An 18,392-nucleotide genomic window follows, 5' to 3' on the forward strand; every position below is an offset into this window, starting at 1 on the left:
CCCGGTAACCGCCCGTTCGGGGTCTGAGCGTGAGCCCTCGTGCGGTCAGCTGCCGAAGGGCAGGGTTCCCGGCGCGACGGTGTAGCCGCTGCTCCCTGCGGAGCTGCCGCCGACGGTGCCGAGGACGAGGTTGACGAGGTTGGTGATCATCGGGGCCTTTCGTAAAGGGGCGTGCAATGTGTGCAACCTCAGCCACGGTAATCACGACCACCTTCTCTGTCGACCGCGCTGCCGACGGCCAGGGGGGACATGAAATGGTGGGTGGATGAGTGGAGATGTGGACGGCCGCCAGGCCGATGTGGACGCGGTGACCTCGTTCCTGCGGGACCGCGGACTGCCCGGGATCATCGACGTGCACACGCATTTCATGCCGAAGTCCGTGATGGACAAGGTGTGGGCGTACTTCGACTCGGCCGGCCCGCTCGTCGGCATGGAGTGGCCGATCCAGTACCGGCTCGAGGAGGACGCCCGGCTGGACCGGCTGCGCTCGTACGGGGTCCGTGCCTTCACCTCGATGATCTACCCGCACAAGCCGGACATGGCGGCCTGGCTGAACCAGTGGGCGGTGGAGTTCGCGGCCCGCAACCCGGACTGCCTGCACACCTCCACCTTCTACCCGGAGCCCGGCGCGGCGGAGTACGTCGCCGCCGCGCTCGACGCCGGAACCAGGGTCTTCAAGTCGCACATCCAGGTAGGCGACTACGAGCCGAACGACCCGCTGCTGGACGGGGTGTGGGGGCTGCTCGAGGACGCCGGCACCCCGATCGTCATCCACTGTGGCTCCGGCCCCGCGCCCGGACGCTTCACCGGGCCGGAGCCGATCGACGCCCTGCTCGCCCGGTACCCGCGGCTGCGCCTGGTCATCGCGCACATGGGCATGCCCGAGTACTCGGATTTCCTCGACCTCGCCGAACGGTACGAGCGGGTGCACCTGGACACCACGATGGCATTCACCGACTTCATCAACGACGCCGCTCCGCTGTCCGCTCCGGACCCGGCCAGGCTGCGCGAGCACGGCGACCGGATCCTGTTCGGCAGCGACTTCCCGAACATCCCGTACCCGTACGTGCACGCGCTCGAGGCGGTGGACCGACTCGGGCTGGGTGACGACTGGGTGCGCGCGGTCTGCCACGACAACGCCGCCGCGCTGTTCGGGCTCTGACCCCGCGGCCGCTACCCGGCCGCGGGTAGGTACCGCGCCCGCAACCGGTGCTTGACCAGCTTCCCGGTCGGGGTGCGGGGGAGGTCGTCGCTGAAGTCGATGCGTCGCGGGGCCTTGAAGTGGGAGATGCGGTCTCGGACGTAGTCCAGCAGTTCGCGTTCGAGTTCCGCGCTGGGTTCGATGCCCGGCTCGAGCGAGACCACCGCCCTGACCTCCTCCCCCATCTCGTCGTTCGGCACCCCGATCACCGCGACGTCGTACACCTTGGGGTGCAGGGTCAGGACGTTCTCCGACTCCTGCGGGTAGATGTTGACGCCACCGGAGATGATCGTGAAGGCGGCGCGGTCGGTGAGGTAGAGGAACCGGTCGCTGTCGAGGTAGCCGATGTCGCCGCTCGTGGTCCACGTCGGATGGTCGGGGTGGGTCGCGTCGTCGGTCTTGGCCGGGTCGTTGTGGTACTCGAAGGGCCGCTCCTCGCGCTCCCACCACACCGTGCCGATCTCGCCCGCGGGGAGCTCGGCACCGTCGCCGTCGCAGATGTGGACGATGCCCACGACGCCGTCACGCCCAACCGATCCCGGGTGCGCCAGCGCCTCCTCGCTGCCGATGAAGGTGACGCCAGAGCCCTCGGTGGAGGCGTAGTACTCGTTGACGACCGGTCCCCACCACTCGATCATGGCGCGCTTGACCTCGGGCTGACACGGCGCCGCGGCATGGACCGCGACCCGCAGGCTCGACACGTCGTAGGACTGGCGGATCTCCTTGGGCAGCTTGAGCATCCGGACGAACATCGTCGGCACCCACTGGCTGTGGGTGACGCGGTACCGCTGGATCAGCTCGAGCGCCTGCTCGGCGTCAAACCGGTCCATCAGCACGACGGTGCCACCGACAGAGTTGATTGTCCCGCAGAAGCGCAGTGGCGCAGCGTGATAGAGAGGTGCAGGGCACAGGTAGACGGTGTCGGTGTCAAATCCGTACATCGGCGCGAAGACTGCGGTGTACGGGTCCATGGTCTCGCCCACCTGCCCCTCGGGCAGCCTCGGCTTGATCCCCTTGGGCCGGCCGGTGGTGCCCGACGAGTACAGCATGTCCTGGCCGCGGGGCTGGTCGTCGAGCGGTCCGGCGTCGACGCCCGCCAAGGCCCGCTCGTAGTCCTCGAAACCGGCCACCGGGCCGCCGTAGGCGAGGCGGTGGCCGACAAGCGGAAATGCCTCGGGGACAGCGGCCGTGGCCGCCGCGGCGTCCGCCGAGACGATCAGCGCCCGGGCTCCGCAGTCGTTCACCACGTAGGCGGCCTCCGCCGCGGTCAGGTGCCAGTTGACCACCGTGATGTACAGCCCGGAACGCAGCGCCGCCCAGTACACCTCCAGCGCCCGCACGTCGTTGCTCGACACGAGGGCGAGGTGGTCGCCGGGCCGCAGCCCCGCCGAGCGCAGGTACCGGGCCAGCCTCGTCGAGCGTTCGTCGAGCTCGCGGTAGGTGAGCTGCTCGCCGGTGGCGGGGCGGATGATCGCGGGCTTGTCGGGTGTGGCGGCTACGAAGTTCCCAGGAAACACGTGCGACTCCTCCTCGGGTGACCGGCGTTTCGCCATGTCTACCCCAGGAGCCGCCCGCAGTCCGCCGATCGACGGGCGAGTCGGCTCAGAACAGGGTGAGCGCGTCGCCCGCTGCCGGGATGTCGAACAGCATCGGCTCCGCGGGGACCGGCGCGGAGCCCGCCTTCGCACGCGCCGGCACTGCCCGGGTGCGCGTGACGGTCTTGGCCGGCGTCGACGCCCCGGTTGCGGTGACGGAGTCGGGCGCGGCCGGCACGGGCTCCGGCGCCGGGGCCTTCGCGGGCGGCGCGGCCTTGACCGCGCGGGCGGCCTCACCCGCCAGCCGGTCGGCCTCCTCGTTGTAGTGGTTGCCGACGTGCCCGCGGACCCAGCGGAACCGGACGGGACCGGTCCGGTCGGTGATCGCGTCGTCGATGTCGCGAACCAGGTCGATGTTCTTGACCGGCTCGCCGGACGAGGTCCGCCAGCCCTTCCGCTTCCAACCGGTCACCCACTCCGAGGCGCACTTGATGGCGTACTGGGAGTCGGACTCGATCAGCATCGGCTCGTCGCCGGGATGCGCCCGGATGGCCTCGAGCACGGCCCGCAGCTCGGCGATCTGGTTGGTCCCCGAGGGCTCTCCACCTGCGCGGCTGGGGCCCATGTGATTGACCCACGCCCAGCCGATTGCACCACCGGGATTGCGCAGGCAGGAGCCGTCCGTACTGACGATGATCACGGTGAGACACCATACGACGATCCACCGACAAACACCTCACCTGAGGTGGCGATCACGCTCACTCCCCGGTGAACTCCGGCGTCCGACGCTCGAGCATCGCCGCGACCGCCTCCTGATGGTCCCGGGTGTGGTGCGCGAGGGCCTGCATCGACGCCGACAACTCCAGCAGGCTCTCCAGACTCTGATGCTGTCCCTCGCGGAGCAGCTTCTTGGTCATCCTCAGCGCCTGCGGCGGGTTCGCCGCCACCCGCCGGGCCAGTTCGTGAGCGGCCGGCAGCAGCTGCTCCGGCTCCACGACCCGGGACACCAGCCCCCACTCGAGCGCCGTCGCGGCGTCTACGGCGTCGCCGGTGAAGGCCATCTCCGCGGCCCGCGCCGCCCCCACCGCCCGCGGCAGGAACCAGGCGCCGCCGTCGCCGGGCACGATGCCGAGCTTGACGAAGCTCTCGGCGAACGACGCGGCCGTCGACGCGATGCGCATGTCGCACATCAGCGCCAGGTCGCAGCCGGCGCCGACCGCGGGACCGTTGACCGCGGCGATCACCGGAACCTCGCAGTGGAACAACGCCTTCGGGATCCGCTGGATCCCGTACCGGTAGCCGGTGCGCAGCTCGGCGGGGCTGCCCGCGAACATGCCCTCGCGATCGCGCATGTGCTTGACGTTGCCGCCGGACGAGAAGGCCGGTCCGGCCGCGGTGAGCACCACCACCCGGGCGGTGCGGTCGGCGTTCACCTCGTCGACGGCGGCCTCGATCGCCGCCACCATGTCGGGTTCGGAGATCACGTTGCGGGTCTCCGGACGATTCAACGTCCATGTGAGGACGTCGCCGTCCCGCTGCACTGTCAGGGCCTCGGTCATCGCCCCTCCTTCCGGTCGCAGGCCAGGGTATGCCGGTACCGGTCGGCGCGCGCCCCAGCACGCTGACAATCAGGACATTTCACCCATCCGTCCGGGTGGTCGCTTTTGTACGCTGTCCGCCCTGGTGGGGCGCATTTCGGCAACTCCCCCACCGCCGAACAATGACGAGGACACACAATCACCGAATTGGCCCAATCGCCGCGGTTCATGCTAGGCAGGAAGAACGGATCAACGAAACAGGGAGATGGAATTGACGCCAAGGATCGCAATTTTGGGAGCCGGTCCGAGTGGCCTCGCACAGCTGAGGGCATTCGAGTCTGCACGAAATTCTGATCCGGGGCGCATACCCGACATCGTGTGTTACGAGAAGCAGCGCGACTGGGGCGGCATGTGGAACTACACATGGCGCACCGGACTCGACGAAAACGGCGAGCCCGTGCACGCGAGCATGTACCGCTACCTCTGGTCGAACGGCCCGAAGGAATGCCTCGAGTTTGCCGACTACTCCTTCGAGGAGCATTTCGGGCGCCCGATCCCGTCGTACCCGCCGCGCGCGGTCCTGCAGGACTACATCATGGGCCGGGTCGAGCAGAGCGACGTCCGCAAGTACATCCGGTTCAACACGGCCGTGCGCTGGGTGAGCTACTCCGAGCAGACCCGGAAGTTCACCGTCACCGTCATGGACCACGACCGTGACGTCCTCGAATCGAGCGAGTTCGACCACGTCATCGTCGCGACGGGCCACTTCTCGACGCCGAACGTCCCGCAGTTCGACGGGCTCGAGCAGTTCCCCGGCCGGGTCCTGCACGCCCACGACTTCCGGGACGCGCGCGAGTTCGCCGGCAAGCGACTCCTCCTCGTCGGCAGCAGCTACTCGGCCGAGGACATCGGAACCCAGTGCTACAAGTACGGCGCCGCCGAGGTCACCTTCAGCTACCGCTCGAACCCCCTCGGTCACGCCTGGCCGGCGGGCATGTCGGAGGTCCCGCTGCTCACCGGCGTGGACGGCAACGTCGCCCACTTCCAGGACTGCAGCACCCGCGAGGTGGACGCCATCGTGCTCTGCACCGGGTACCAGCACCACTTTCCGTTCCTTCCGGACGAACTGACGCTGCGGACCAACAACCGCCTGTACCCGCGGGACATCTACAAGGGCATCTTCTTCCAGGAGAACCCCCGGCTCATGTACCTGGGCATGCAGGACCAGTACTTCACCTTCAACATGTTCGACGCCCAGGCCTGGTACGCGCGAGACGTCATCCTCGGCCGAATCCAGCTACCCGACAGCGAAACTCGGCAGCAGGACATCGAGCACTGGCGCGGCCGCGAGGAATCGCTGGGCACCGCGACGGAGGAAATCGATTTCCAGGCCGCGTACATTCGCGACCTGGTGACGCCGACGGATTACCCGGAATTCCAGGTGGAAAAACAGGGCGAGCTTTTCAAGCAGTGGAAGCTCGACAAGAAAAAAGACATCATGGGATATCGAAACAGGAGCTACACCTCGACGCTCACCGGAACAATTTCTCCGCCCCTGCACGACGACTGGATGAATATTCTCGACGATTCCTCCGAGTCGTTCCTGCAGAACGAATTCTCGTCACCCGCAGCGGCGCCGCACCCGGCCCGCACCGCGACCACACGTCCGCAGACGACCGCGCCGAGGGCGGCCGAGCAGATCACGTTGTCGCGGCCCGCCGCCCGGGCGGTCACGGGCAAGCCGGTTCGGCAGCTGCCGAACCCGCGACCGGCTGCCGCCATCCGCACGGCCCGCACGGGGCACCGCGCCTCCCCCGCGAGCGCCTGACCCGGCAGGCGCGTCAAGCGGCCGGCCCCCAGGCGGCCGGCTGTGCCAGGTACCCGTGCGCCTGCGCCACCGCGTCCGAGACCAGGATGCCGTCGTGGGTGCTCAGCCCCGCCGCCAGCGACGGGTCGGCGGCGGTGGCGCGGCGCCACCCCTGGTCGGCCAGCGCGACGACGTACGGCATCGTCGCGTTGGTCAACGCCAGGGTGGAGGTACGCGGCACCGCGCCCGGCATGTTCGCCACGCAGTAGAACACCGACTCGTGGACCCGGTAGGTCGGCGCGTCGTGGGTGGTGGGCCGGGTGTCCTCGAAGCAGCCGCCCTGGTCGACCGCGACGTCGACCAGGACCGAGCCGGGCCGCATCCGGGAGACCATCTCGTTGCTCACCAGACGCGGCGCCCGCGCGCCCGGCACCAGGACGGCGCCGATCACCAGGTCCGAGTCGAGCACCGCACGCTCGACCTCGAACTGGTTCGAGACGATCGTCCGCACCTGACCGCGGTAGCGATCGTCGATCTCGTGCAGCCGGGCGGGGTTGAGGTCGAGCACGGTGACCGAGGCGTGCATCCCGACCGCGATGGCCGCCGCGTTCTGACCGGCGACGCCGCCCCCGAGGACGGTCACCTGCGCCGGGCTCACCCCGGGGACCCCGCCCATCAATACCCCGCGACCGCCTGCGCTGCTCATCAGGTGGTAGGCCCCCACCTGCGCGGAGAGCCGGCCGGCAACCTCGCTCATCGGGGCGAGCAGCGGCAACGCGCCGTCCGGGGTCTGCACCGTCTCGTAGGCGATCGCCGTGGTGCCCGCGGCGAGCAGCGCATCGGTGCACTCCCTCGATGCCGCCAGGTGCAGGTAGGTGAACAGCACCTGGTCCGCACGCAGCCGCGAATACTCCTGTGCCACCGGCTCCTTCACCTTCAGCAGCAGGTCACCCGCCGCCCACACCTCGTCGACGTCGTCGAGCACCTGCGCGCCGGCGTCGGAATAGTCGTTGTCCGCGAAGGTCGAGCCGGCACCGGCTCCGGCCTCGACGAACACCTGGTGCCCGCGGGTGACGAGTTCGTGGACTCCCCCGGGTGTGAGGGCCACCCGGTACTCGTGGCTCTTGACCTCGCGGGGGACTGCGATCCTCATGACGGCTCCTTCAGGGGTGGGAGGGGCTGGTTGATCTCGACGAGCGCGATCGGCGCTGATCAAAGTATGAATTTCCATTGGTTCCATGCCTAGAAGTCCGCTGGAAATTCTCTAGAATCGGTGTATGAACCGGGAATCTTCGGCCAAGGGGGCCTCCGGTGGCCCGCGGCCGAATGTTGTTCGGCAGGTCCGGCTCGACGAGGTGGACCACGTGCTGCTCGCGCAGCTCACCCGTGACGCCCGCACCCCCAACAACGCGCTCGCCGAGCTGGCCGGGATCGCCCCGTCCACCTGCCTGGCCCGCGTCCGCTCACTCGTCGAGCGGGGTGTGATCCGGGGGTTCCACGCGGACGTCGACCCCGCGGCACTCGGCCGCGACCTCGAGGCGATGATCGCGGTCCGGCTGCGCGCCGACGCCCGCCCGCACATGGCCCGGTTCGCCGAGCGGATGTCCGCCACGCCGGAGGTGCTCGACGTCTACTTCATCGCCGGTGCCGACGACTACCTGCTGCACGTGGCGATGCGGGACACCGCCGCGTTGCGCGACTTCGTGCTCGACCACCTCTCGGCCCGGCCGGACGTCGCCGCGACCGAGACCACGCTGGTCTTCGAACACATCCGACCCCGCGCGCGCAAGTAGCGGCCCGGCGCGGACGCCGGGCCACTGAGCCTCACGGAAGAAGCTTGTCCAGCAACGGGTTCGAGAAGACCCGGTGGGGATCGTGTGCGTTGTACGCGGCGCGCGCGGAGTCCCAGTTGTCGCCGGCCGGGACGCCGGCCCGGAAGGTCGCCGGGATCACCGACTCGATCGTCGGTTCGTCCACGAACCCGGCCTCGTCGGTGAACGCCCACCCCTTGGCCCACTCCGGCCGGAAGGTGGCGTAGTCGCCGCGGTAGTTCGCTCGCATGAACTGCTCCATCTCGCGGAAGTACGCGGCCTGACCGGGCGTGCCCGGGACCCCGACCACGTTCATCCAGATCGCGGTGTCCCACTCCGGATGGTCCGGCCTCGGGCGGAGGGCCGAGATTGTCGGCGGGCCAGCACTTTCCACCATGACCTCGGCCTGGTCGTCGAGACCGCAGAGGCGCACCTCGAACGGACCGTTGACCGGGTACCTGCCCTCGGACTGGAGCCGGCGCTGCCGCTCGTGGTGCCAGCTGGTGAACTCGTTGATCACCCGGGCGATGTTCGCCCGGCGGGTGATCACCACGCCGCCGCCGGCGTTCATCCGCACGGTGGTGGCACGCAGGTAGAACATCACGTCCTTGGACCAACCCCACAGGTCCGCGCCGTTGGTGGCGGCCAGTCCTGCCTGGAAGACGCCCAGTTGGGCCTGACCGAACAGCGGGGTGGCCGCACCGGTACCGCCGAGGATCTGAGCGAGCAGGTCGGTGACCGGCTTCGGGATCGAGTCGGCGTACGGGTAGTTGTAGGGACCGGTGACCTCGCGTGACTGCGGCGGCTTGGTCGGGGTGGGCGTCCACACCTTGAGGTACGGAGTCTCGGTGAAGGGGAACCAGATCGCCTCGACCCGACCCGACTTCGCGATGTAGCTCTCGAAGGTGCGGCCGAGTGCGCCGGCGGGGGCGAACAACTCCCGCCACGGAATGTCCGTGATCGACTCGCAGCGCATCCGGTAGTTCGGCCCGGCCTGCAGCGTCACCGAGGTGAGGAACGACCTGCCGAGGTGGGTGAGCAGTGGCCGGATCCCGGCGTCCGCGCGGGTGAAGTCCCGGAGCCGGTACTGCCCCGAACCTTCGTCCCACACCACCGCGGTGAGTGCGGTGATCAGGTTGCTCAGTGAACCGAAGGAGGCTCCGGGGAGCACGGTTTCGCCGTCCGCCGGCAGCGTCGCACCGTGTGCATTGATCGCGAGCACGCCGGCGATCGACAGCTCGCCGATGGCCGGCGAGTTGGCCCAGCCGAGGCCGTGGTCCTGCAACCGGCCGAGGATGTCCCCGAGGCTGGCGCCCGCGCCCGCCGTGACCGTCGCTGGACTGCCACCGGGGTTCACCGCGATCGAGTTCAGCCGGCTCATGGTGTCCACCAGCACGACGCGTTCGACGTTCTGTCCGGCCACCAGGGTCAGCGGACTCCACCCGTGCATGGTGCCGCGGGGCCGCAGTCGATACCCGTTCGCGTGCGCCCAGTTCGCGAGCCGGACCACGTCCTGGGCGTCGCGCGGCGTGGCGGTCCATACCTCGTCGAAGACGATCTCGCGAGCCCAGTTCTCGTAGCCCTGCTGAGCGAGCGGGATGCCGTCGGGAAACGCCGGCGGCGCCGGCAGCATGGACTCGGGGTCGTCCGAGGACAGTGCTCGGGCGGGCGTCCAGGCCAGCGCGGTGAAGGCAGTGGCGCCCGCCGCCGTCAGGAAGCCGCGCCGGGACAGGCCTCCCGCCCGGCCACCGGCCCGCCCGGCGTCGGTGCCGTGAGTTCCCATCGAAAACCTGCCCTTCTGAGGAGTGGACGGCATCCGCCGTGCCCGACGGCAACAAGGTAGAACATGTTCCCGTCATGATGTCGGTAAACGGCCCACCCCCACCGAAATCCCTTCTCGCGCCGCACCGGATTCCGGTTTCGCGGCACCTCCGCCCGTGTTCTACTGGAGCGCGTTGACCTCCGCCGTATGAGCGCATGCGAGGACACACATGACCGAACTGGACCTCGACACCGAGAACGCCACCGCCGAACCGCCGCGCCCTCGGCGAGGTTGGCCGGTGGTTGCGGTCATCGTCCTCGCCGCGCTCGCCTTCCTGCTCGGCGGTGCGGGCGGAGCATTCCAGGGCAAACTCAGCGAGGTCCAGAAGAACGACAACGCGTCGTACCTGCCCGCGTCGGCCGAGTCCACGAAGGTCGCCAACGAGGCTGCGAAGTTCGTCACCGTCACGACCGTCCCGGGGTTCGTCGTCTTCCAGCGCGGCGACGGGCCGCTGACCGCGGCCGACAAGGAGACCATCGCACGGGCCACCACCGAGGTCGCGGGTGTGGACGGCGTCGACAGGTCGAGCATGACGCCCGTCCAGTACTCGGCCGACGGCACCACCGCCGCGCTGTTCGTCCCACTGGCCGCCACCGACTCCGACGGCACCGCCGTCAACGGTGAGGCTCTCGCCCAGACCGAGCAGACCGTGATGGACACCGCGACCGCCGCGACCAGCGAAACGGGACTGGTGGTGCTGCCGGCGGGTTCCGGCGGGCTGCTCGTCGCGCTGATCGACGCGTTCGCCGGCATCGACGGCGCCCTGCTCGGCGCCGCCCTGCTGGTGGTGGTGCTGATCCTGCTGGTCGTCTACCGCTCGCCGGTGCTGTGGTTCTTCCCGATCCTGTCGGCGGTGCTCGCGCTCGGACTGTCCTCGATGGCCGCCTACTTCCTCGCCGAGCACGAGGTGATCACGCTGACCGGCCAGAGCCAGGGCATCCTCTCGGTGCTGGTGCTCGGCGCGGGCACCGACTACGCCCTGCTGCTCATTTCCCGCTACCGGGAAGAACTGCACCGGTACCCCGACCGGTTCGACGCGATGATCCGGGCCTGGCGCGAGTCTGCCCCCGCCATCAGCGCGTCCGCCCTGACCGTGATCCTCGGCCTGCTCTGCCTGACCTTCTCAGAACTGAACTCCAACAAGGGCCTCGGCCCCGTCGCGGCGATCGGAATCGGCTGCACCTACCTGGTGATGATGACGTTCCTTCCGGTGTTCCTGGCCGTCGCAGGACGGTGGGTGTTCTGGCCCCGCATTCCCCGGGTCGACCACGCGGCGGACCTCGCGACGCACGGCATGTGGGGGCGGATCGCCGAGGTGGTCGGTCGCCGCGACCGGCCCGCGTGGATCGGTGCGACCGCGCTGCTCGTCGTGCTGTTCGCGGTCGGGATCGGCAGCCTGAGCACCGACGGGCTCACCACCACCGAGAACTTCACCAACACGCCCGATGCCGTGGCGGGACAACGGATCTACGACGCCAAGTTCGATCCCGGCACCGGGGCGCCCGCGGTGATCACCACCAACGTGGCCCAGTTGGACCAGGTGATGGACGCGGCCGGCCGGGTCGAGGGCGTCTCGACCGCGCCCGGGTCGGTGTGCGTGCAGGTGGACTACTCGAAGCTCGCCGCCCTGACGCAGCTCTCCGGCGGCCAGCTGCCGCAGCAGGCCCAACCGGGCTGCCCCCCTTCGACACTCACGGTCGCGCCGATCGACGGCCGCACCGTCGTCAACGTCACCCTCGCGGACGCCTACGACTCGCCGCAGGCGCTGGAGACCGTCACCCGACTGCGGGCGGCGGTGTACGCCGTCCCCGGGGCCGACGCCCAGGTGGGCGGCACGTCCGCCGCCACCCTGGACGTGCAGGCGGCCTCGGTCCACGACCGCAACCTGATCATCCCCATCGTGCTCGCCGTGATCTTCGTGGTGCTGGCCGTCCTGTTGCGGGCGCTGCTGGCGCCGCTGATCCTCATCGCCACGGTGGTGCTGTCCTTCGCGGCCACCCTCGGCGTGTGCGGCTTCATGTTCACCCACGTGTTCCACTTCGCGGGCGCCGATCAGTCGTTCCCGTTGTTCGCCTTCGTGTTTCTCGTCGCGCTCGGCATCGACTACAACATCTTCCTGATGACGAGGGTGCGCGAGGAGTCGATCGGCCACGGCACCCGGTCGGGCGTGCTGCGGGGCCTCGCCGTGACCGGTGGGGTGATCACGTCGGCCGGCATCGTCCTGGCCGCGACCTTCGCGGTGCTCGGCGTGCTGCCCCTGGTGTTCCTGGCAGAGGTCGGGTTCGCCGTCGCGTTCGGCGTCCTGCTCGACACCATCGTGGTGCGAAGCATCCTGGTACCGGCGCTCTCGCACGACATCGGCAGGGCCGTCTGGTGGCCGTCGGCCCTGTCACGGTCCGGCGACTGATCCTTCGGAAGTTTCGCGAAACGTTCGCCGCTACGGCACACTCGTGGTCGATTACCGCCTCCTGCAGGAAAAGCCGCCAGCACGAAGAGGAGTCTCATGTCGCCACAATCACGCTCGCGCCAGTTTCGTCAGGTTCTCGTCGGCACGCTGCTCGCCGCGGCCGCCGCGACAGCGGTCCCCGGGGCCGCCCAGGCGGCATCGTCGGTCGACCCGCTGCTGTCGCCGACCACACTGGTCAACGGCGCGCTCTCCACGGTCGGCGGCTGCCAGACCCCCATCCGCGAGGTGATTCTCGCCTGCACCCGGCTGGAAACCCTGACCACGCAGTCTCCGGTGGCCCTGGTGCTCAACCCGATCGGCACGAACATCGTGGTGCTCGGGGCCGGACTGTTCCCCAACGGCGCGATCCGGCCGGTGCTCGAATCCCGACTCCAGGCCACCCTCGTACTGGCGCAGCAGTTCCCGTTCACGCCGATCATCGTCAGCGGCGGAGTACCGCAGTCCGGCATCACCGAGGCCCGGGCGATGCGCGAGTGGCTGATCGCCCGCGGCATCCCGGCGGTCCGGATCACCGAGGAGAACACCTCACGATCCACCGTCGAGAACGCGCAGAACACCAACGCGATCCTGGCCCGGCGCGGCGCCACCGGGGCGGTGGTGGTGACCAGCCCGGATCACCTGCAGCGCGCCATGGTCGACTTCCGGGTCGCGGTCGGCGGACGGATTCCCATCGCCGGTGTCGTCGCGCCCTGACGCCGGCCCGAGTTCGCAGAAACCCGCACCGCAGTCCCGCTGCGGTGGGACCCTGAGTCGATGACGACGAGTGTCGATGGCACGCACGGTGAGTCCTGATGTCGCGGCCGGTGCGGGTGGTAGTGCTGGGGTCTGGGTCGTGGGGCACCACGATGGCCGGCCTGGCCGCCCACAACACCCCGACCCTGCTGTGGTCCAGGAGTTCGACAACCGCGGAGGAGATCAACACCGAGCGGCGGAACTCGCGCTACCTCGGTGACCGCGAACTGCCCGCGGGCCTGCGGGCCACCGACGACATCGTCGAGGCCGCCAGGGAGGCCGACGTTCTCGTCGTCGGGGTGCCCTCGCACGCCATCCGCAGCACCCTCAGCGAGATCGGCAACGAGGTCCGCGCGTGGGTGCCGGTGTTGTCGCTGGCGAAGGGGCTCGAACCGGGCACCCGCCAGCGCCCCACCGAGGTGATCGCCGAATGCCTGCCCGGCCACCCCGTCGGCCTGCTGGCCGGACCGAACATCGCGCGGGAGATCGCGGACGGCATGGCCGCGGCGGCCGTGGTCGCGACCCAGGACGAACGGGTCGCCAGCGCCCTGCAGCCGCTGTTCGCGTCGTCCGTCTTCCGCGTCTACCGCAACACCGACGTCCTCGGCTGCGAGCTCGGCGGGGTGCTCAAGAACATCGTCGCGATCGCGTCGGGCATGGCGGACGGACTGGGCGTCGGCGACAACACCCGGGCCATGGTGCTCGCGCGCGGGCTCGCCGAGATGACCCGGCTGGGCGAGGCCATGGGCGCGGACCCCCGCACGTTCGCCGGCCTCACCGGCGTCGGCGATCTCATCGCCACCTGCATGAGCCCGGCGTCCCGCAACCGTCGGGTCGGCGAGGCGCTCGCCAGGGGGTTGACCGTAGAACAGGCGGTCGCCGAGTTGGGTCAGGTCGCGGAGGGGGTCAAGACCGCGCCGACGGTGATGGAGCTGGCCCGCGACTTCGACGTCGAGATGCCCATCGCGGCGGAGGTCGAGGCCGTCGTCGCGGGCCGTCGCACCCCCGCGGACGCCTACCGCGGACTGCGGCGGGTCGCCCCCGGGGACGAACACGACATGGCCTGACGGCACCGGGCACCGTCCGCGCCCACGGCGTCGGTCGTCATTCGCTCCGCTCGTTCGCCGTGCGCCGTACCAGCCGCACCAGGTCACCGGCCGGCCCCTCGAGCTGACGCGGCGGCTTCCACACCGCCCGCAGGACCCGGTCGAGGTCCAGGCCGGCCACCTCGATGACCCGCAGTTCGCCCGACCTCACCTGCTCGCTGACCGCGAGGGTGCTGAGAACCGCGGGACCGACACCGGCCAGCACGCTGGTCCGGATGGCCGCCGCGCTGCCCAGTTCGAGCAGCGGCGCGGCCCGGGTGTAGTCCTGCAGGGCCAGGTCGAGGGTTGTTCTCGTACCGGACCCGGGCTCACGAACCACCAGGGGCGTCGTGGCCAGCTCGGCGATCGTGAGGGGCTTGCGTCGGCGCGCCCACAGGTGGTTGGGGTGCACGACCACCACCAGCCGGTCCCGCGCCACGGTGAGGCTGTGCAACGTGCGGGGGACGGTAGGCGACTCGACGAACCCGACGTCGCACGTCCCGTCGAGGACACCCTCGATCACCTGGGTCGAGTTACGGACCTGCAGGTGGATGGTGACATCGGGGTTCAGGCTCCGGAACTGTCCCAGCCAGCCCGGTATCAGGTGTTCGGCCACCGTGTTGCTCGCGCTGACCGTCAACTCCGCGGCGCGTTCGGTGCGCAACCCCTCGGCCACGTCGAGCAGCTGCAGCGCGTCCGCGAGCACCTTTCGCGCCCAGTGCGCGATGACCGTCCCTTGCGGCGTCAGGGTGGAACCGGTCGGCTTGCGCTGCACCAGCGACATCTCGAACTGTCGCTCGAGCTGCTTGATCGCCCGGCTGGCGTTCGGCTGCGCCATGCCGGCGACCCTGCTTGCGGCACTGAGACTTCCGTGGTCGTCGATGCCGACGAGCAGCTCGAGGACGGTGATCTCGGGCCATCTTCGGGTCATGCATTCAGGCTATACCCGGCGGCCAATGCATATCAATACGATATTGAGCGTTAGTAAACTTCCATCTACCGCAACGTGCCGACGTAGCGGACCCTTGAACTATGCCCAGCAATTTGAGCGACTCCGAGACCGAGCAACGGCCCGCTGTCCCCGCCACCTCGGCCCCGCCGGCCCCGGCAGGAAAGGCCGACCTGCTCCCCGGACTGGCGCTCTGCGTCGTCGGCGCTCTGCTGGCAATGGGAATCGGACGGCTCCTGCCCACCGTGAGCCCCCTGCTCATCGCCATCGTCGGCGGTGCGGTGATGGCCAACCTCGTCAAGCTGCCCGCGCGCCTCCGCCCGGGACTGACCTTCAGCTCCAAGCGACTGCTGCGCGTCGGCATCGCCCTGCTCGGGCTGCAGCTGATGTTCAGTGACATCCTCGGGCTCGGCTGGGGCGTGATCGCGGTGGTCGTGGCGATCGTCGTTCTCGGCATCGCCGGCACCATGTACGCCGGCAAGCTCCTCGGGCTGTCCTGGACGCAGCGGGTGCTCATCGCCTGCGGGTTCTCGATCTGCGGCGCGGCCGCCGTCGCCGCCGCCGACGGCGTGGTGAACGCGAAGGAGGAGGAGCTGCTCACCGCGGTCGCGCTCGTCGTCATCTTCGGCACCCTGATGATTCCGACCGTTCCGCTCCTGGCGAGCCTGTTCGGGTTGAGCAACCTCGACGCCGGCATGTGGGCCGGCGGCTCGATCCACGAGGTCGCCCAGGTGGTTGCCGCCGGCACCGCAATCGGCGGCGGCGCGCTGGCCGTGGCCACGGTCGTCAAGCTCGCCCGCGTGCTGATGCTGGCCCCCGTCATGGCGTACCTGAGCCTGCACACCCGGCGCACCTCCGGAGCCTCGTCCGCGGACGTGAAGCGCCCGCCGCTGGTTCCGCTGTTCACGGTCGCGTTCCTCGGCTGTGTGGCACTGCGCTCGACCGGCCTGCTGCCCGACGCCTTCCTCGACGTGGCCAAGCTCGTGCAGACCGCGCTCCTGACGGCGGCGATGTTCGCGCTGGGCTCGAGCGTGCACGTGAGCGTCATCCGTGGCGTCGGTCCACGGCCCTTCGTCCTGGCCGCACTCTCCACCGTGTGGGTGGCGACGATCGCGCTGGTCGGGGTGCTGATCGTCGGCTGATCCACGAGCCACCGGCGCGGTACCGAACTGCGCCGAGCACAGCGAGGGCCGCCCGGGATGTTCCCGGGCGGCCCTCGCTGTCGGACGAGCTGCGAGCCGTCCTGGCCGAACGCAGCGCCAACTCAGCTGGCGCTGGATGCCCCGGCAAGCAGACCGAGGACCGAAGGTCCGAGAGAGCCGATCTCGAGCGGCATCCCCAACGCCTCGTTCCCCTGCGGCCCGACAAAGCCCGAGGCCTCGAACGTGAGGCCGCTGTCCAGCCTGGCGCCCACGGGAGCCAGCAACGGCACTCGGTAGCTCACGAACAGCCTCACCCTCCCTCGGACCCGCAGATTCCCCGGATCGAGCGCGCGTCGTGCCATCGCAGGGAAACCTCGACGGAATGCGGGCCGATACTCGAAAACCACTGCGACAGAGCCGAACTTCGTTAGACGCAACGAGGGCCGCACGGGAAGACCGGGCGACCCTCGCTGCCGGACGTGCTGCTAGCTGGCGCTCTTGAGGGCGCTCCCGATGATGCTGCCGATGAAGCCGGCCGGATCGGTGATGACGGACGAGCCCGCGGAGCCGGATCCGCCCTCGGTGTCGGCGGAGCCGAAGCCGAGATCGGCGGAGCCCGAGGTGGCGCCCTCGACGATGTTCTTCTCGCGGATCTTGACGGTGGCCATGTCGTCACACACCTGGGTGGTCTCGAAGAGCGAGACATCGAACTTCGACCCGAAGGCGTGCTCGGCTCCCACCTTGGCATCCTTGGGGGCCAGGTACGTGGCCTCGAAGGTCACGGTCTTGTTGCCGGTCGAGGAGAGCAGGTAGCCGGCGTCGGACACGGTGATGGTGTTCGCGGAGGCCTGCACGGACGGCTCCACGTCCTTGGTCTTCTGCCCCGACAACAGGGTCCAGGCATCGACCGTCGCTGTGCCCCGGACGTAGGAGAACCCCGCGGGATGAACATCCACGAGCTTGTTCAGGAAACGCTCCGGATGCCCGGTCACCGAGAACACCGTGCGCACCCGCACCTCGCCACCCGGTGCCACCTCGCCGTCGTTGAGCACCTTCTTCGACACCGTCAGGTTGTTCGTGTCGCACGAGCCCTCCGGAGCGGCTGCCGCGGTACCGGCGCCCAGGGACATACCGCCCGCAACCAGGGCGGTTGCGGCGACGACGGACGCGGTACGACGCATCGAGAAACGAGACATGCAGATCTCCATTCGGGTGACACAGGGGAAGGCCCCATGCTAAGCCGAGCGTCCGCTTGGTTTGCTGTCGGGTCGCTGCGGCACGCCTCCGACCGCCCAGGTACCAGAAAGGGCCGCCCGGGAGCTCCCGAGCGGCCCTCGCCGAAACGCTGACGAACTAGCTGGCGCTCTTGAGCGCACTGCCGATCACGTCGCCGAGGAACCCGGCCGGGTCCTCGATGATCGCGGAGCCCGCCGAGCCGCTGGCGCCGTCGGACGAGCCCAGGCCGAGCGCGGCGGATCCGCTGCCCACACCCTCAACCAGGTTGGCGTTGCGCACGGTCGCGAAGACGCCCATCGGGTCGAAGCTCTGGCTCGACGCGAAGAACTGGACGTCGAAGGCCAGTCCGCTGTCGAACGCCTCGCCGACCTTGGCATCGGACGGCGCCAGGTACGTCGCCTCGAAGGTGAGAGTCTTGGCGTCGATGGACGAGACGAGCCAACCGGTCGGGCTGGAAACGCGGATGTAGTTCTCCTCGACGTTCACCTCCGGCGTGACGGCAACCGTCTTCTGACCGCCGATCAGGTGCCAGGCGTTGATCGAGGCACTGCCCTCGACGTACTCGAATCCCGCGGGGTGGACGTCCTTGATCTTGGTGATCGCGCGATCCAGGCCACTCGGGACCGTGAAGGTGGTCCGGTAGGTCACCTTCTGGCCCGGGGCGACCTTGCCGTCGCCGACGACCTGCTTCGTCACCGAGATGTTCGCAGCGGTCTTGGTGGCCGAGTGCGGCTTCTGCGTGGCGGGGGATTCGGGCGCATCGGACGAGCCGGCGCTGCCGAAGTCGGACGAGCCCGCGGCCGAGGCAGTGCCCACGGCGAGTCCGCCCGCGAGCAGGGCGGTGGCGGCGACAACGGATGCGACGCGGCGCATCGAGTTACGGGACATGCAGATCCTCCAGAGTGTGGAACCGGTGCACGACGGTGTCTTTGGGCAAATCCGCAGGCCTGAACCCGATTTCAACCCTCGTCGCGCCTCGTGTCCTTTATAGGACAAGCGTCCAGTTGAATGTCCGGTTCCAGAGAACGGCAACTGTGTCGCTCGTCACCACCCACTGGAGGTAACCG

The 18,392-nt window shown here is 69.3% G+C and carries 15 protein-coding genes; 7 read left to right on the top strand and 8 right to left on the bottom strand.

The features are described 5' to 3' along the window. Nucleotides 1-265: 265 nt before the first annotated feature. Complete coding sequence (locus tag AC1DU4_RS03705) at nucleotides 266-1,162, top strand: amidohydrolase family protein (RefSeq protein WP_477837738.1); 897 nt, start codon at nucleotides 266-268, stop codon at nucleotides 1,160-1,162. Between the two features lie 11 nt (nucleotides 1,163-1,173). Here the strand turns inward: AC1DU4_RS03705 and AC1DU4_RS03710 are convergent, their stop codons facing one another. The 3 genes from AC1DU4_RS03710 to AC1DU4_RS03720 form a co-directional block, all read right to left on the bottom strand. Next, nucleotides 1,174-2,718: an AMP-binding protein gene (locus tag AC1DU4_RS03710; protein WP_477837739.1), complete on the bottom strand. Its 1,545-nt coding sequence runs from the start codon at nucleotides 2,716-2,718 to the stop codon at nucleotides 1,174-1,176. Nucleotides 2,719-2,803: 85 nt separating this feature from the next. Continuing rightward, nucleotides 2,804-3,436 (bottom strand): ribonuclease H family protein, encoded by a 633-nt coding sequence (locus AC1DU4_RS03715; protein WP_477837740.1) that lies wholly within the window; start codon nucleotides 3,434-3,436, stop codon nucleotides 2,804-2,806. Nucleotides 3,437-3,494: 58 nt separating this feature from the next. Continuing rightward, complete coding sequence (locus AC1DU4_RS03720) at nucleotides 3,495-4,295, bottom strand: crotonase/enoyl-CoA hydratase family protein (protein ID WP_477837741.1); 801 nt, start codon at nucleotides 4,293-4,295, stop codon at nucleotides 3,495-3,497. Nucleotides 4,296-4,539: 244 nt separating this feature from the next. On the opposite strand from AC1DU4_RS03720, the gene AC1DU4_RS03725 reads away from it, so the two are divergent. Beyond that, the gene (locus tag AC1DU4_RS03725; RefSeq protein ID WP_477837742.1) at nucleotides 4,540-6,102 is read left to right on the top strand and encodes an NAD(P)-binding domain-containing protein; all 1,563 of its coding nucleotides are present in this window, start codon (nucleotides 4,540-4,542) and stop codon (nucleotides 6,100-6,102) included. Between the two features lie 13 nt (nucleotides 6,103-6,115). Here AC1DU4_RS03725 and ald read toward each other — a convergent pair whose 3' ends face one another. Beyond that, nucleotides 6,116-7,234: an alanine dehydrogenase gene (ald, locus tag AC1DU4_RS03730; protein ID WP_477837743.1), complete on the bottom strand. Its 1,119-nt coding sequence runs from the start codon at nucleotides 7,232-7,234 to the stop codon at nucleotides 6,116-6,118. Between the two features lie 124 nt (nucleotides 7,235-7,358). Here ald and AC1DU4_RS03735 point away from each other — a divergent pair, with 124 nt between their 5' ends. Beyond that, entirely contained in the window at nucleotides 7,359-7,874 is a 516-nt protein-coding gene (locus AC1DU4_RS03735; RefSeq protein ID WP_477837744.1) for an Lrp/AsnC family transcriptional regulator, read from the top strand. A gap of 31 nt (nucleotides 7,875-7,905) precedes the next feature. Here AC1DU4_RS03735 and AC1DU4_RS03740 read toward each other — a convergent pair whose 3' ends face one another. Further along, nucleotides 7,906-9,675, bottom strand: coding sequence for a cholesterol oxidase substrate-binding domain-containing protein (locus AC1DU4_RS03740; RefSeq protein WP_477837745.1), 1,770 nt, complete (start codon nucleotides 9,673-9,675; stop codon nucleotides 7,906-7,908). 208 nt (nucleotides 9,676-9,883) lie between these two features. Between AC1DU4_RS03740 and AC1DU4_RS03745 the strand changes: the two genes are divergently transcribed. The 3 genes from AC1DU4_RS03745 (at nucleotide 9,884) to AC1DU4_RS03755 (ending at nucleotide 13,980) form a co-directional block, all read left to right on the top strand. Beyond that, nucleotides 9,884-12,121 (top strand): MMPL family transporter, encoded by a 2,238-nt coding sequence (locus AC1DU4_RS03745; protein ID WP_477837746.1) that lies wholly within the window; start codon nucleotides 9,884-9,886, stop codon nucleotides 12,119-12,121. A 96-nt stretch (nucleotides 12,122-12,217) separates the two neighbouring features. Beyond that, on the top strand, nucleotides 12,218-12,874 hold the full coding sequence (locus tag AC1DU4_RS03750; protein ID WP_477837747.1) for a YdcF family protein: 657 nt from the start codon (nucleotides 12,218-12,220) through the stop codon (nucleotides 12,872-12,874). 98 nt (nucleotides 12,875-12,972) lie between these two features. Further along, nucleotides 12,973-13,980: an NAD(P)H-dependent glycerol-3-phosphate dehydrogenase gene (locus tag AC1DU4_RS03755; RefSeq protein WP_477837748.1), complete on the top strand. Its 1,008-nt coding sequence runs from the start codon at nucleotides 12,973-12,975 to the stop codon at nucleotides 13,978-13,980. 37 nt (nucleotides 13,981-14,017) lie between these two features. Here AC1DU4_RS03755 and AC1DU4_RS03760 read toward each other — a convergent pair whose 3' ends face one another. Further along, the gene (locus AC1DU4_RS03760) at nucleotides 14,018-14,929 is read right to left on the bottom strand and encodes a LysR family transcriptional regulator (RefSeq protein WP_072846775.1); all 912 of its coding nucleotides are present in this window, start codon (nucleotides 14,927-14,929) and stop codon (nucleotides 14,018-14,020) included. A gap of 101 nt (nucleotides 14,930-15,030) precedes the next feature. Here AC1DU4_RS03760 and AC1DU4_RS03765 point away from each other — a divergent pair, with 101 nt between their 5' ends. Further along, a complete protein-coding gene (locus AC1DU4_RS03765) occupies nucleotides 15,031-16,089 on the top strand; it encodes a YeiH family protein (protein WP_477837749.1) in 1,059 nt (352 codons plus the stop codon). A gap of 485 nt (nucleotides 16,090-16,574) precedes the next feature. Here the strand turns inward: AC1DU4_RS03765 and AC1DU4_RS03770 are convergent, their stop codons facing one another. Then, entirely contained in the window at nucleotides 16,575-17,285 is a 711-nt protein-coding gene (locus AC1DU4_RS03770) for a hypothetical protein (RefSeq protein WP_477837750.1), read from the bottom strand. A 157-nt stretch (nucleotides 17,286-17,442) separates the two neighbouring features. Further along, nucleotides 17,443-18,213, bottom strand: a complete 771-nt coding sequence (locus AC1DU4_RS03775; RefSeq protein ID WP_477837751.1) for a hypothetical protein — start codon at nucleotides 18,211-18,213, stop codon at nucleotides 17,443-17,445. Nucleotides 18,214-18,392: the final 179 nt, after the last annotated feature.

It is taken from the genome of Rhodococcus sp. P4_F5 (assembly GCF_056401315.1).